The organism is Campylobacter sp. IFREMER_LSEM_CL2090, from assembly GCF_025771865.1.
In the GTDB taxonomy this organism is placed as follows: domain Bacteria; phylum Campylobacterota; class Campylobacteria; order Campylobacterales; family Campylobacteraceae; genus Campylobacter_D; species Campylobacter_D lari_D.
This window is the reverse complement of the sequence record NZ_JAKMRA010000009.1, coordinates 68,660-83,096: the sequence shown is the minus strand read 5'-3', so window position 1 is coordinate 83,096 and position 14,437 is coordinate 68,660. Positions and strand designations below refer to the sequence as shown.

General features: G+C 30.9%; 14 protein-coding genes and 4 tRNA genes. 12 read left to right on the top strand and 6 right to left on the bottom strand.

Annotation, left to right across the window (positions count from 1 at the left end; genetic code table 11):
* Positions 1-582: cache domain-containing protein (locus L8V85_RS06775; protein WP_263661590.1), on the bottom strand; the 582-nt coding region annotated here is incomplete at its 3' end.
* Positions 583-732: 150 nt separating this feature from the next.
* On the opposite strand from L8V85_RS06775, the gene L8V85_RS06770 reads away from it, so the two are divergent.
* From L8V85_RS06770 to L8V85_RS06755, 4 genes are all read left to right on the top strand, one after another.
* Positions 733-807 (top strand) — tRNA-Gly (locus L8V85_RS06770).
* 9 nt (positions 808-816) lie between these two features.
* Positions 817-905: transfer RNA gene (locus L8V85_RS06765), tRNA-Leu, on the top strand.
* A gap of 16 nt (positions 906-921) precedes the next feature.
* Positions 922-995 (top strand) — tRNA-Cys (locus tag L8V85_RS06760).
* A gap of 35 nt (positions 996-1,030) precedes the next feature.
* Positions 1,031-1,118: transfer RNA gene (locus tag L8V85_RS06755), tRNA-Ser, on the top strand.
* 73 nt (positions 1,119-1,191) lie between these two features.
* Here the strand turns inward: L8V85_RS06755 and ilvD are convergent.
* On the bottom strand, positions 1,192-2,868 hold the full coding sequence (gene ilvD, locus L8V85_RS06750; RefSeq protein ID WP_263670434.1) for a dihydroxy-acid dehydratase: 1,677 nt from the start codon (positions 2,866-2,868) through the stop codon (positions 1,192-1,194).
* 134 nt (positions 2,869-3,002) lie between these two features.
* Between ilvD and L8V85_RS06745 the strand changes: the two genes are divergently transcribed.
* Positions 3,003-4,355, top strand: a complete 1,353-nt coding sequence (locus tag L8V85_RS06745) for a Na+/H+ antiporter NhaC family protein (RefSeq protein WP_412175071.1) — start codon at positions 3,003-3,005, stop codon at positions 4,353-4,355.
* 24 nt (positions 4,356-4,379) lie between these two features.
* Here L8V85_RS06745 and L8V85_RS06740 read toward each other — a convergent pair whose 3' ends face one another.
* The 3 genes from L8V85_RS06740 to L8V85_RS06730 are packed head-to-tail and all read right to left on the bottom strand — an operon-like array spanning position 4,380 to position 6,316.
* Positions 4,380-4,778 carry a hypothetical protein gene (locus L8V85_RS06740; protein ID WP_263663038.1) on the bottom strand — a complete coding sequence of 133 codons (399 nt, stop codon included), beginning with the start codon at positions 4,776-4,778 and terminating at the stop codon, positions 4,380-4,382.
* Between the two features lies 1 nt (position 4,779).
* Positions 4,780-5,754, bottom strand: a complete 975-nt coding sequence (locus L8V85_RS06735; RefSeq protein WP_263661593.1) for a phospholipase A — start codon at positions 5,752-5,754, stop codon at positions 4,780-4,782.
* The gene (locus L8V85_RS06730; RefSeq protein ID WP_263709535.1) at positions 5,717-6,316 is read right to left on the bottom strand and encodes an NTP transferase domain-containing protein; all 600 of its coding nucleotides are present in this window, start codon (positions 6,314-6,316) and stop codon (positions 5,717-5,719) included. Before L8V85_RS06730 ends, L8V85_RS06735 begins: the two co-directional genes overlap by 38 nt.
* A gap of 41 nt (positions 6,317-6,357) precedes the next feature.
* On the opposite strand from L8V85_RS06730, the gene L8V85_RS06725 reads away from it, so the two are divergent.
* Genes L8V85_RS06725 through L8V85_RS06695 form a run of 7 tightly spaced genes read left to right on the top strand, consistent with a single transcriptional unit; the run spans position 6,358 to position 12,759 of the window.
* On the top strand, positions 6,358-7,662 hold the full coding sequence (locus L8V85_RS06725) for an NFACT RNA binding domain-containing protein (RefSeq protein ID WP_220566712.1): 1,305 nt from the start codon (positions 6,358-6,360) through the stop codon (positions 7,660-7,662).
* 2 nt (positions 7,663-7,664) lie between these two features.
* Complete coding sequence (locus tag L8V85_RS06720) at positions 7,665-7,985, top strand: hypothetical protein (protein WP_133319048.1); 321 nt, start codon at positions 7,665-7,667, stop codon at positions 7,983-7,985.
* Positions 7,986-7,996: 11 nt separating this feature from the next.
* Positions 7,997-8,725, top strand: a complete 729-nt coding sequence (locus L8V85_RS06715) for a phosphatidate cytidylyltransferase (RefSeq protein WP_220566711.1) — start codon at positions 7,997-7,999, stop codon at positions 8,723-8,725.
* Positions 8,722-9,801, top strand: coding sequence for a 1-deoxy-D-xylulose-5-phosphate reductoisomerase (dxr, locus tag L8V85_RS06710; RefSeq protein WP_263709533.1), 1,080 nt, complete (start codon positions 8,722-8,724; stop codon positions 9,799-9,801). Before L8V85_RS06715 ends, dxr begins: the two co-directional genes overlap by 4 nt.
* Positions 9,798-11,186, top strand: a complete 1,389-nt coding sequence (locus tag L8V85_RS06705) for a M99 family carboxypeptidase catalytic domain-containing protein (protein WP_220566709.1) — start codon at positions 9,798-9,800, stop codon at positions 11,184-11,186. Before dxr ends, L8V85_RS06705 begins: the two co-directional genes overlap by 4 nt.
* Complete coding sequence (tsaD, locus tag L8V85_RS06700; RefSeq protein ID WP_263709531.1) at positions 11,183-12,190, top strand: tRNA (adenosine(37)-N6)-threonylcarbamoyltransferase complex transferase subunit TsaD; 1,008 nt, start codon at positions 11,183-11,185, stop codon at positions 12,188-12,190. Before L8V85_RS06705 ends, tsaD begins: the two co-directional genes overlap by 4 nt.
* Positions 12,187-12,759 (top strand): type II secretion system protein, encoded by a 573-nt coding sequence (locus tag L8V85_RS06695; RefSeq protein ID WP_133319043.1) that lies wholly within the window; start codon positions 12,187-12,189, stop codon positions 12,757-12,759. Before tsaD ends, L8V85_RS06695 begins: the two co-directional genes overlap by 4 nt.
* Here the strand turns inward: L8V85_RS06695 and L8V85_RS06690 are convergent.
* Positions 12,756-14,435, bottom strand: coding sequence for a ShlB/FhaC/HecB family hemolysin secretion/activation protein (locus L8V85_RS06690; protein WP_263737713.1), 1,680 nt, complete (start codon positions 14,433-14,435; stop codon positions 12,756-12,758). The genes L8V85_RS06695 and L8V85_RS06690 overlap by 4 nt on opposite strands.
* Positions 14,436-14,437: the final 2 nt, after the last annotated feature.

Here is a 14,437-nt window from a genome sequence, read left to right as displayed (position 1 = left end):
GCGACCCATTATTAATACATCTTTTGCAAAAGTATGCAGGTTGTAATCACCTCCAACTACTGCCAAGAGTTTTCCATTGGAATATATTGGAGCTGTATAAGAAACTGTTATAGAGTCATCTTCTATGCTTTTATAAGGATCTGATACTACAAGTTTTCCCACGCTTTTGGCCTCTTGATACCATGACCTTGTTCTTGCATCAAATCCGGTTTCTTCAGGACTTCTAATAATTCTGTTAGATTGATATAATTTTCCATCGTCATTAAATCCAATATATACTACATTAAAGCCAGCTGCTTCTTTTACTGTTTCTAATATATCAAATAGTTCGCCAGAATTAACCCTTGGATTTTTTTCTACAAATTTAACAATAGAAGCAATGGCATCTCTTTTTGCTCCAGAATATATATTGTATGCTGAATTAACATCAAACATAGTTTTTTTCTGAATTTCTTCTAGATAATAACTAGTGCTTTCTTTAGATTGATAATAGCTAATCATATTAACAACTATTAGTATAATAGCTATTAAAAAACAGGCTATTGTTGTCAATTTATTAGATAAACTGTTAAATTTAAACATACTTGTTCCTTTTTAGTTATTTTTTGGCCGGGTATTTTACTTATAAAATAATTAGAAAAAAATAAAAATTTTTTATCTTTTGAAAACATATGTAGTTTTTATATTTTTTATGTGCATTTAAGTTTTAATAAGTATAATTTCAACTTTAATGCGGGAATAGCTCAGGGGTAGAGCACAACCTTGCCAAGGTTGGGGTCGCGAGTTCGAATCTCGTTTCCCGCTCCATTATCACCCGCCCGGGTGGTGGAATTGGTAGACACAAGGGACTTAAAATCCCTCGGAATTTTTCTTCCGTGCCGGTTCAAGTCCGGCCTCGGGCACCACTTTTTGGTAACTCAAGGCGACATAGCCAAGCGGTAAGGCATGGGCCTGCAAAGCCTTGATCTCCGGTTCGAATCCGGATGTCGCCTCCAATGCGATGTTAATACTTGATATTTTTATTCTTTTACGGGAGATGGCTGAGTGGTCGAAAGCGGCGGTCTTGAAAACCGTTGAGGGTCACACCTCCAGGGGTTCGAATCCCTTTCTCCCGGCCACTTTAACATAATTTTTCATATTTTGTTTTACATTTAAAAGATATTTCTTAATTTCTTTAAGAAATTAAGAAAATTATTCTAAGTCTAAAATCCCGCCTTTGCTAGCATTACTAACAAGCTTTTGATACATTTTAAGCCATCTTGAATTTATTTGCTTATAAGGCATTTTAAAATTTGCTTTGCGTTTAGCAATTTCATCTTGGGCTAAATTTGCATTGATGCTGTAAGTATCTACATCAATTTCTATCTCATCACCATCTTTTAAAAGCGCTATAAGTCCACCTTCTGCAGCCTCAGGAGAAATGTGGCCTATGCTAAGTCCTCTTGTAGCTCCGCTAAAACGACCATCTGTTATAAGTGCAACTTTAGCACCAAGCCCCATGCCTGTGAGTAATGAAGTCGGACTAAGCATTTCTTGCATGCCAGGTCCGCCTTTTGGTCCTTCATAGCGTATCACGCACACATCGCCTTCTTTAACTTTACCTTTTATAATGCCTTTAATGGCTTCTTCTTGAGAGTTAAAACAAACTGCTTTTCCTTTGAATTTACGCTCGCCCATAATACCTGCAGTTTTTATCACACAGCCTTGCTCAGCTAAATTCCCAAAAAGTATAGCAAGCCCACCTACATTTGAATAGGCATTGTCTATTTTTTTTATAATGTTTTCATCTTTAATATCAGCATTTTTAATGCGCTCTTTTAAAGTTTTTCCACTAATATCTAGAGTGTCAAGTTCTAAAATATGGCCTGGTTTTTTGGCTATTTCAGCTATTACCGCACTTACTCCACCTGCTTTGTGTATATCTTCCATATAAACAGTATTTAAAGATGGAGCGATTTTGGCTATATGGGCCACATTAGCACTGATGTGATTGAGTTCTTTTATATCCAAATTTACACCTGCTTCATAAGCAATGGCAAGCATATGTAAGATAGTATTTGAACTTCCACCCATAGCCATATCAACAACTAAAGCATTGTTAATGGACTTTTTAGTAATAATATTGCGAATTTTAAAACGCTCATCTAGGGCAATTTCACAAATTCTACGCGCAGCTTTTCTTAAAAGCTCTTCTCTTTCTTTGCTAAGTGCTAAAATAGTTCCATTTCCTTCTAGTGCTATACCCATAGCCTCGCATAAAGTATTCATAGAATTTGCAGTAAACATACCCGAGCAAGATCCACCGCTAGGACAAGCTTTGCATTCTATATCTTTTAAATCCTCTCCATTGATTTTTTTAGCCTCATAAGCTCCCACTGCTTCAAAAACAGAACTTAGACTGATTTTTTCTCCATGTTTATTTACTCCTGCTTTCATAGGTCCACCACTAACGAAAATAGTCGGCACATTAACTCTTAAAGCCCCCATGAGCATACCTGGAGTGATTTTATCACAATTTGGAATACAAATTAGTGCATCAAGTTGGTGTGCATTCATCACTGTTTCAATAGAGTTTGCGATGATTTCACGACTTGGTAAAGAATAAAGCATACCATCATGCCCCATAGCTATACCATCATCAACACCTATGGTGTTAAATTCAAAAGGAATACAGCCATTTTTTCGGATTTCATCTTTAATGATTTTTGCATATTCATTTAAGAAAAAATGTCCTGGGATGATATCTATATAGCTATTTGCCACACCTATAAAAGGCTTATTAAAATCTTCATCATTTAAGCCACATGCTCTAAGTAAAGAGCGATTTGGTGCTTTTAAGTGTCCTTTTTTGATTGCGTCACTTCTCATTTGTATCCTTTTTTAAAGTAAAAACTATCATTTTATGCTTTTATTTTGCAATTTTTGCTTAAATTTTTTAAACTTAAATAGTATTTTAAAGAAAATTATTTAAAATGTGCAATTATTTTGATTTAAGGAATGTAATGCTTTTAACTAATCCAGTATTTATAGGCGTTTTGTTAATGACGCTTTTGTGTTTTTTTAGGTTTAATGTTTTGCTTAGTGTTTTGCTTTCTGGGCTTTTTGTAGGCATTTGGTCTAAATTTATGCATATGGAGCATTTAAGTTTGGTGGATTTTTTTACCCAACTTCCACAAGCTATGATGGATTCTATGAAAGTTTTAATCGATGGTATGCAAGGGAATTTGCAAACAGCACTAAGTTATATTTTGCTTGGAGCGGTGGCTGCTGCTATATCAAAAACTAATCTAACAGCATATTTGATTAAAATAGTTTCGCATTATATTTCACATAAAAAATACTTACTTATACTTTCTTTGGCACTTATTGCTTGTTTTTCGCAAAATTTAATCCCTATCCATGTAGCTTTTGTACCTTTGTTAATTCCACCTTTGTTGAAACTTTTTAATAAATTAAAAATAGATCGTAGAGCTATAGCTTGTGCATTAACTTTTGGACTTACCACACCTTATATGGTGGTGCCTTTAGGTTTTGGGCTTATTTTTCAAACTTTGCTTGTGGATAATTTAAATTCAAATGGGGTGCAAATTAGTCTAGGAGAAGTTTCTCAAACTATGGCTTTTGCAGCTATTTGTATGTTAGTTGGTTTATTTTTGGCTGTATTTGTATTTTATGCTAAGCCAAGAGAATATCAAGAAGAGCAAATTGCCAAAATGGATTTTGAAAATCTAAAAATGAGTAAAAAAGAATGGGGAGTTTTAGCTGGCCTTGGATTGACTTTGATTTTACAAATTTTAACGCACAATTTACCTTTATCAGGGCTTTTAGGTTTTGTATTGATGGTGGTTTTGGGTGGAGTAGAGTATAACAAAGTTAATTTAGTTTTTGATGATGGGCTTAAAATCATGGGTTATATAGCTTTTGTAATGCTTGTTGCTTCAGGATATGGAGAGGTTTTAAAACAAAGTGGAGGTATAGCTGAGCTTGTAAAAACAAGCGTGCCTTTTATGGAGCAAAGTCACTTTTTAGCTATTTTTATTATGCTAGCTATAGGTCTTTTAATCACTATAGGTATAGGCAGTTCTTTTGGTACTATTCCTATCATCGCTGCCTTATTTTGTCCTATATGTATAGAACTTGGTTTTTCACCTGCTGCGATTATTTTTATCATCGGTGTTGCTGGAGCTTTGGGCGATGCAGGATCACCTGCTAGTGAAACGACTTTGGGAGTGAGTGTAGGGCTTAATGCAGATAAGCAAGGTGATCATATAAAAGATACTTGTATACCAACCTTTTTATGCTTTAATGGCTCTTTGCTTATCTTGGGTAGTGTTATAGCATTTTTCTTAATTTAAAATATTAAAAGTCTAAAAAGGCTTTTAATATTCAAATTCTTCCATATAACCACAATCAATTGTAAGAATTTTCATTTGAAATGATTTTATAAACTCGATTATAGGTTCAACTCCACCATAAGGAAAAGAAATGGGGTAAAAATACAATTTGGCGATATTTTCCTCTATTTTTTCTATGGAGTGAAAATAGTATTCTCCATTTCCTATGCAGTCAAAAATATCATCAAACCCCCAACAATCTTTGCTTGAGAAATATTCTAATTCTTTTTTGCTGTAAAAATTATATATACTTTTATCTGTGTATAAATCTTCTATTTGTAAATTCTCATCTTTTAAGATTTTGATATAATTAAACAAATCGCACAATCTTTTAAAAGACTTTTCATTATTAATGATAAACTTAATAAAGCAAAATTTTTCCATTTTAATACATTAACAATATTCCACTTGAAAGTCTGCTTGAAGATTTATTATACTCAATAAGACTCTCACCGTATCCGTTAAAATACTGAGTGTAAATATATAAGCCATTGTTAGAAATTTTATAAGCTCCGCTTATTTCTACTGCACCGCGGTTATTAGCAAAATTTAAATTATTACGCCACAATATATTGATAAAATAATCATCTTGGGTATAAGCAAGATTAATATCAAAATTACCTAAATATTTTTCTATATCAGGATTATCATCTTCTGAACTTTTTTCAGGAATTCTTAGCCAAACTCTAGGTATGAACATAAAATCGCCAAAAAACCATGCATTGCTTAGATAAATTCTATTCCATGATCTTGATTTTGGATCATTTTGCCCGTTAGATTCATGTAATAAGCCTATGCGTACATCTTTTAAATTCTCAAAAGCACCATGTCCGCTTATAGGAAAGTTGATAAAAAATTCAGGTAAATAGTTTGTTTCTCTAAAAGGAGCAGAATGTTTATAAAGTTGCCACCATGAAATTTGCGTATAGCCTATGTTATAACTTTCATTTAAACCCAAAAGATTTTCAAAAAGAGTTTTTTTAAGGCTTACTTGAAATTTAGTTTCAGTACTTTTATAATCTCTCTTGCTAAAACTATAAGAAACAGGCATAAAATAGCTAAGATTATGCGTGCTAATACCAAAAGGATTGTATGATTTTTCTGTGCCAAGGTAGTTTGCTAAAGCTTCATTTTTTGGATTAATATCATCTAATTTTTTCTCTTTGGATGTATTTTGCTCAAAATTAAAAGACTTTTCTAAACTTGCTTCTTTTTGTTTTTCTTTTAAAGCCAAGCTTTTATAAATTTGCATAGCTTTTTTGTACTTACCTTGATTTTCATATTCTAAGGCTTGATTGAATAAATCCTCATTTGCTAAAGCACTAAAAGCACATACTATGGGTAGAATTGTCTTTTTCATGAAGCCACTTTTTATATTCTTTAAAATAATTTAAATTTATAAACTCATTATCATCTTCAAATTCTATAAATTCTGCTTTCATTGTATCACAAAAAAGGGCTAATTTGTGATTGTTTTCTTGTAAAAATTGCAAAGTTTTTTCAAAATTCCTACTATGATAAAATCCACATAAATAATGCTTGTGTTTTTTTGTGCTTGCTAAGAGTATATTTTGTGATTTTAGATGATCAAAAAGCTTGTAAAAACTTTCTTTGTTTATGTTTGGAGTATCCACGCTAAGGATAAATACATAGGTATTTTTAAAATGTTTAAGTATGGAATTTAAGGCAATGAGTGGAGAATAGTTGTTTAAATCCTCATCTAAAATAAGTGCTAAGTTTTTTTGATGAAATTTATCTTTTTTGGTGCTAATAAAAACTTGATTAAAAATTCTTGACATTTTTTCATATTGATAAAGAGTTAAGTTTTTATCATCTACTTGCAATAAGCTTTTATCTTCTCCCATACGCGAAGACTTTCCACCACATAAAATCACACAAGGATAGGGAATTTTTTCACTCATAAAAACCTCATAAATTCATCAAAATATTTTATAATACATTTATGAAATATACAGATTTAATACAAATAAAAGATTATTTTAAACAATTTCAAAGACTAAATTATCTCAAACGCCTTGATGATAATATCTTAGAGCTTAGCTTAGATCATCAAGCTTTTATACTAGACTTAACGCGTGGAAAAAGTGGAATTTACCAAGATAAACTCCAAGCAAAAGTCTATAATGCACCTTTTGATTTTATGCTAAAAAAATACTTCTCTAACGCAAAGATTTTAAATTTAGAAGTATTAGAAAATAATAGAATTTTATCTTTTGAAGTTTTATCGGAAAAATCTTATAAAGCTTATGGGGCTAAGATTTATTTTGAATTTACAGGAAAAAACACTAATGTAATCATCACAGACACTGATGATATTATTATAGAAGCTTTGCGTCATATAGATAAAAGCTACCGCGTTGTAAAAATAGGCGAAAAACTCCAAGCTTTAAAAGCTTATGAGATCAAAGAAGAATTTGTAAAGATTGATGATTTTAATGTGTATTTTAAAGAAAGTGCTAAAAAGTTACAGCAAGATCGCCTAAAAGATATAAAAGAAAATAAACTTTTAAATATAGATAAAAAAATCTTTACTCTTAAAGAGAGTATAGAAAATTTAGAGCAAGAAAGTAATTTATTAAAAAAAGCTCAAGAATTAAGCCAAAAAGCAGATGTTTTGTTTGCTAATTTAAATTCTTTAAAAGATTATCAAAGAGAATTTATTTTACAAGATTTTAATGCAAATGAGCTTGCTTTTAAGCTCGAAGATACTCCTAAAAACAGTGCGAATGAATTTTATAAAATGGCTAAAAAGCTAAAACAAAAGGCTAAAAATATCAATATAGAAAGAGAAATTTTAAGTGAAAAACTTGATTTTCTAATAAATTTAAAAGACTTAATTGCTAAAAGCACCTCTTTGAGAGAATTAGAAGTTTTAATGCCTAAAAAAACGAAAAAAACAAAAAAAGAGGAACTAAATGCAGGGGTTAGTAGCTTTTATTTTGATGAGTTTAAAATCAGCGTAGGACGCAATGAAAAAGCTAATGAGTATTTATTAAAAATAGCTAAAAAAGATGATATTTGGCTGCATGTAAAAGATTATCCTAGTGCACATGTGATCATTACTTCAAATAAATTAAAAATAAGTCAATTAGTGCTAGAATTTGCAGCAAAGCTTTGTGTGGAATTTTCCAAGCTAAGTTCTGGAGTTTATTTGGTCGATTATACTAGTAAGAATTTTGTAAAAATAAAAGAAAAGGCTTTTGTAAATTATACAAATTATAAGACTTTAAGCGTTTTAAAGGAGTAAGTATGCCTATAAGTCCCATAGGTGGTATTCATTTTGCTAACCAAAATGCACCAGTACATTCAGCACAAGCTAGTAATGAATTGGCAAAAGATTCTTTTGCAACTTTGGTAAATATGAGTGAATTTCAAGCAAAAGAAAAGGCGGTTGAAAAACTTGAAAAAGTTAATCAAACTCATGAAGTAAGTGATGAAGTAAAAGAAAGGCAAGAGGAAGAAAAAAAGCATTCTAAACATCATCAAGAACAAGAGCAAGAAGATGAAGATGAACAAGAGGGGCAAGAAGTAGTTAAAAAAAGTTCTCATTTGCTTGATTTAAGTATATAGAAAGGATAAAAATGTTTTCAAAGACAAGAATTCTTAGTGCTATTGTGATGATAGCTGTGATAGCTGTTGTTGCTTTGGTGGATAATTTTTTGATTAATTTTGCGATTTTTGGTGTTTTATTGTTTTTGGCATTTAATGAAGCAAAAACTATGTTTAAAAGCAAACATGCAAGTGTTTTTGTAGCTTTGTGTGTTTTTGCAATAGGAGCATTTTTAGATAAACCTTTCTTTATAGGCCTTTTGGCTTTGATTTTGATTTTAGGATATTTAGTTTATAAAAAAAGTGAAAATTTAAATGAACTTATGCCTTATATATATCCTACTTTACCTATTTTAATGCTTTATCAAGTATTAAGTTATGAGGGTATGTTTGTATTATTTTGGCTTATAGTGATTGTCGTTGCTTGCGATAGTGGGGCGTATTTTATAGGAAAACTAATTGGCGAGAGAGCTTTTTCTCTAACAAGTCCAAATAAAACCTTAGAAGGTGTTGTAGGTGGCATTGTTTGTGCGGGGATTTTAGGAACTATCATAGGCTCTTTTGAATTTAGCTTGGTAAAAAGTATTTATATATCTTTAATCGTAGCTATTTTTGCTGTGATAGGGGATTTGCTTGAGAGTTATTTTAAAAGACAAGCAGGTATTAAAGATAGTGGTAATTTAATCCCAGGGCATGGGGGAGTTTTAGATAGAATTGATGCTGTTATCATTGCAGCATTTGCAATGGCAACTTTAGTATGATCGTACTTGGAAGCACGGGAAGTATAGGAGTTAATACTCTTTTTATTGCTCAAGAAAAAAACATAAACATAGAAGCCTTATCTTGTGGTAAAAATATCAAGCTTTTAAATGAGCAAATAGCTCTTTTTAAGCCTAAATTTGTATGTATACAAGATGAAAAAGATAAAACCTTAGTTGATCATGATAGGATTTTTTGTGGTCAAGAGGGTTTAAAAGCGATGATAGCTGAGTGCAAAAGTTCTTTAGTGGTAAATGCTATAGTAGGTTTTGCAGGCTTAAGTTCAAGTCTTATGGTGCAAAAGCTTGGTAAAATTTTAGCCTTGGCAAACAAAGAAAGCTTAGTAGTAGCAGGGAAATTTTTTGACACTTCTAAGATTAAAGCCATAGATAGCGAACATGCAGCACTAAAGTGCTTGATAGATAAAAGAAAAGATATTAAAAAACTTTTTATCACAGCAAGTGGCGGGGCCTTTTATAATTATAAAATCAAAGATTTAAAAAATGTCAGTGTAAAAGAAGCTCTTAAGCATCCTAACTGGAGCATGGGAGCTAAGATCACCATAGATAGTGCTAGCATGTGTAATAAACTTTTTGAAATTATCGAAGCTTATCATCTTTATGGTATTAAACAAATAGATGCTTTGATAGAAAGAAAGTCTTTAGTGCATGCTTTATGTGAATTTAAAGATGGTGGTATGAGTGCATATTTTTCTCATGCAAATATGCGTTTGTCTATAGCTCAAGCTATTTTAGATGAGCATGAACAAAGCTTTATAGAAAATTTGGATTTGTTAGCTATGCCAAGTTTAAAATTTGAAAAAATTAGTTTAAAAAAATATCCTATATTTTCACTTAAAGATGAGCTTTTGAAAAAGCCTGACTTGGGTGTGATTATAAATAGTGCAAATGAATATATGGTGTATCAATTTTTAGCCCAAAAAGCGCAGTTTTTAGACATAGCCAAGGGTATTTTTAAAGCATTGGATTATTTTGGTGTGCCAAAGATTAACCAAATTGAAGATGTTTTTGAGTATGATAAGCAAGTTAGGCTTTATTTAGATAAGGAAATGAAGTGAGATATTTTTTAAGTATTTTGATTTTTATAAATGTGGTTTTTGCTTTAGAGTTTAGCGTTAAAGAAAATGGAAAAAGTTTAGATGATAATAATACGGTTTTAATCCTTGGAGGTATACAAGGAGACGAGCCAGGTGGGTTTCATGCTGCTAGTTTGCTTTTGAGTGATTATAATATCACTAAAGGTAAAATTATTGTCGCACCAAATTTAGCTTTTGAAAGTATTATTGCTAGAAATAGAGGAAATTTTGGAGATTTAAATAGAAAATTTGCCCATATAGATGAAAACGATCCTGATTTTCACACTATAGAGCGCATAAAAAAGCTTATTTTGGAACCTGAGGTAAATATGGTTATAAATTTGCACGATGGAAGTGGATTTTATAGACCTCAATATGAAAGCAAAGATAAAAATCCAAATCGCTGGGGCAATACTAGTATTATTGATCAAAGTGAGGTAAATTCTACTAAATATGCAGATTTGGAAAATATTGCTAAAGAGGCAGTGGAAAATATCAATAAAGCTTTGGTTAAAGAAGAACATCAATATCATTTAAAAAATACCAAAACCCAAGAAAGCAATGATAAAGATATGCTAAAGGCTTTAACTTATTTTGTGGTGTCAAATCACAAAGCAGCCTTTGCTAATGAAGCGAGCAAAAATTTACCAACGCATTTAAGAGTATATTATCATCTTTTGGCGGTGGAGTATTATCTAAAAAAGGCAAATATAGAATTTCAAAGAACTTTCGATTTAACTCCAAATGGAGTTTATAGAGCTATTGAAAAGCCTTTAGAGGTAAAACTTTTTAATGATAAAATTTTACTTTATCTTGATAAACCTGCTAGTGCTATAAATTTTTTACCTTTTCCTATTAATCAAGCTTTAAATTATGAAGCAAGTAATGAGATTACTGCAGTAATTTCCAATGCTAACTCATATTCAATCAATTATGGCAATCGCTTGCAAACAAGATTGTATCCTGAATATTTTGAATTTTCAAATGCTCTAGATAGTGTTGAAGTGATAGTAGATGGAAAAAATATACAAACAAATTTTGCTCAAAAAATTATGGTAAAAGATAATTTTAAAATACCTTCTATAGCAGGTGTAAGAGTTAATGTTATAGGTTTTGATAGGGGTGTTGATGAAAGTGATATTGTTATAAGCAAAAACCAAATGCAAAGCCGTTATTCTTTGGATAAAAAAAGAAAAATTTACAGAGTAGAATTTTATGAGCTAAAGAATGCAAATTTAGCCGATCAAGTTTTAGAAAGAAAGACTAATTTTAAAGAAATTAAAAAAGCAAATATACCTGCAAAAGCCATAGAAAAAGCAGAACAAAAAGACAAATTTATCGGTATGATTTTAGTGGAATTTCAATGAGAGATTTGATTCTTGCCATAGAAAGCTCTTGTGATGATAGTTCTATTGCTATCATTAATAAAAATAGCTTTGAGTGTATCTTTCATACAAAAATTTCTCAAGAAAATGCCCATAGTGCTTATGGAGGGGTGGTGCCCGAGCTTGCCGCAAGATTACATAGTGAAGCTTTACCTAAGATTTTAAAAAGATGCCAAAAATACTTTGATAAACTTTGCGCCATAGCAGTTACAAATGAACCTGGCCTTAGTGTGAGTTTGATAGGTGGAGTAGCTATGGCTAAAATGCTTGCTATTAGTTTAAATTTACCGCTCATTGCGATTAATCATCTAAAAGGGCATATTTATTCTATGTTTTTAGATAAAAAAGCTAATTTTGATATGGGTGTGTTGCTTGTAAGTGGTGGGCATACTATGGTGCTTTTTATTAATGAGCAAGGTAAAATCACAGAATTAGCAAGAACAACCGATGATAGCTTTGGAGAAAGCTTTGATAAAGTAGCAAAAATGATGGATCTTGGCTATCCTGGCGGAGCTATCATAGAAAATTTAGCTAAAAATGTAGAAGAAAGTGATTTAGAATTTAGCATACCCTTGCTTCATTCTAAAGATTTAGCTTATAGTTTTTCAGGACTTAAAAACCAAGTGCGTTTGGAAATTTTAAGAGAAGAATTAAGCTTGGAGCGTAAAAGTAAAATTGCCTTTGCATTTCAAAAAGCAGCCATAGCTCATATTTTAAACAAGTTAGAAAAAATTTTTAAAGAGTATAAATTTAAACGCTTTGGTATAGTAGGCGGAGCTAGTGCAAATTTAAGCTTAAGAAGTCAAATAGAGCATTTATGTCAAAGTTATCATTGTGAGCTTTTGCTAGCTCCGCTTGAGTATTGTTCGGATAATGCTTTGATGATAGCAAGGGCAGCTTGCGAGGCTTATGAGCGTAAAGAATTTGTAAATATAGAAGATGATCTTATAAAGCCTAAGGTAAAAAACTTACAAGGCATATTATGAAAAAAGCTTTTACTATTATAGAGCTTGTGTTTGTAGTAATTATACTTGGAGTTTTAGCTGCGGTTGCTCTGCCAAAATTTAGCACAAGTAAAGATGAGGCAAGTGTGGTTCAAGCTTTGGGAAATTTAAAAATTTTTATTAATGATATAAGTGCTTATATATTAAAAAATGAAAGTCTTTCAAATATAGCTTTAATGAGCAATGTAGCAAATATAAAAAATGAAGATTTATCAACTTTGCAAAATTCCACCAAAGAGCTTGATTTTAGTGTGGGAAATGATGAGCAGTGTTTTAAAGTGCTTTTTGTAGATAAAGAAAGTGTTTTGCTTTTAGCGCTTATGGTAGATAATGCTCAAAAAAGCAAAGCCCAAAATATAGCAGATTTAAAAAATCAAGCTTTGAAAGATCCTAAAAATCAAAGTATAAAAACTCAACTAGATGAAGCTTTAAATGCTTTTAGCCAAAGTGAATTTGCAAGCACTTCAAAATCCAAAGCTTGTCAAGGTCTAATCCACTCTAAAGCTTTTAAAGATTTAGCTACTAGAGTGTATTTTCTAAGTGGTAGTTAAAAATACACCCCTCCACTTAAATACAATTTCATTCTATGTTCATCATCATATTTATACTGATGAACTGCTCTTGCTGCATCAAGCTTTATATAATACTCATTAGCTTTATTATAAAGTATTTGTAAGCCTACTGCATCTAAAAAATGCTCATCTGTTAATCTATCCCCTGAAGCTTTTTCATACCAAGCATAACCTATATCATAAAAAGGAGTAAAATAAAAATTAGTATTTGGTATATTTATTCTTATACCAAAGTTAGCTACTATGGTATTATCTCCATCTCCTTCTCCATTATCATAAGCTCTTACTCCATAAGCTCCACCTAAAGATGAACTCTCAGAAGAATCTAATTCAAAATTTCCTAATACCTTTTGATAGTTTATATTTAAAGTATGAGTAATATACTCATTAATACTATAATAATTATTCAAACTAGCATTGAGTTTTCTAAACCAACCCATGCCATTACTATTATTTTTATAATTAGTGCCTAAAAAATTAACCCCATCGTCATAGACCTTGCCTAGGTTGATTTTGGTACTATAAATAAAAGTGTTATGAAAATTTCTAAATAAACCTTCTAAACCCATACTACCTACATTAGAATGCTTATTAAAAGTTAAAAATCCAGCACTTGTATCACTAAGTATTTTATGATAAATACTAGAAGTAAAGTATAAAGATGAATTAGTATTAATCCACACAGGATAAGAAAAGTCTATACCGAAATTTCTAGAAGTACCATAAAATCCGGCATTTTCATAATCTTCTCCCAAGGAATAATTTCCTTTTGATACACTTGGAGTAATTTTTAAATTTCCTAAAAAGAAAGTATAACTAGCTCCATAGTTGATTTGTTTTTCATTGCTTGATTGTAAGTAAAAATTATAATAATCTCCCATATTAAATATAGAATTAAATCCCATGCTGATGCCTATTCTATATTTGCCAGAACTTTCAATACCATAATTATCAGCATATAATAATACATTGGCCTTAGTATCAGGAACTACTTCTATAACTACATCAGTTTCTCCTACATTCTCTCCTGCTTGTAAGCCTGCTAGGGTTTGTACTCCATACATTTCATTGACTTTATATGCGCTATCTTCTATTAATTTAGTGGAGATAATTCTACCTTTAAGTTTTTTATCTAATTTATCTTTTATGAAATGATCTTTGATCGAGGTTTTGTTTTCTATTATGTGTTTTCCAAATACTCCTAAAGCAATGTTTAGTTCTATATTGCCATCTTCAAAATTTTGTTTTGGAATAAACACTGTTGCGGCAGGATAGCCATTAACTTGGAAATAATAAGCAACAATATTTGATACATCTTGCAAATCTTGGATATTAAATTTTTTCTGTTCATAATTTAATATGAGATTATGTAATTCCTCTTCTTCAATTCCTAAATTTTCAAAATCAATTCCTTTGTTTGTGATGTGAAAATTATAGTGAGTAAGTATTTCTTTTTCATAATGTTCTTGGTGTGTATTTATGATTTCTCTAGCATCTTGAAATTTTTCATAATTTTGTTCGGTTTTTAAATTTTCTTTTAAAGCTTTGTTTTGTGGTATATTTCTATCAGGAGATAATTCTATTATTTTTATATTGTCATTTGTAGCTCGTAAAGCACATGTTAAAATTAAGGTGCAAACAATAATCTTATGCATTT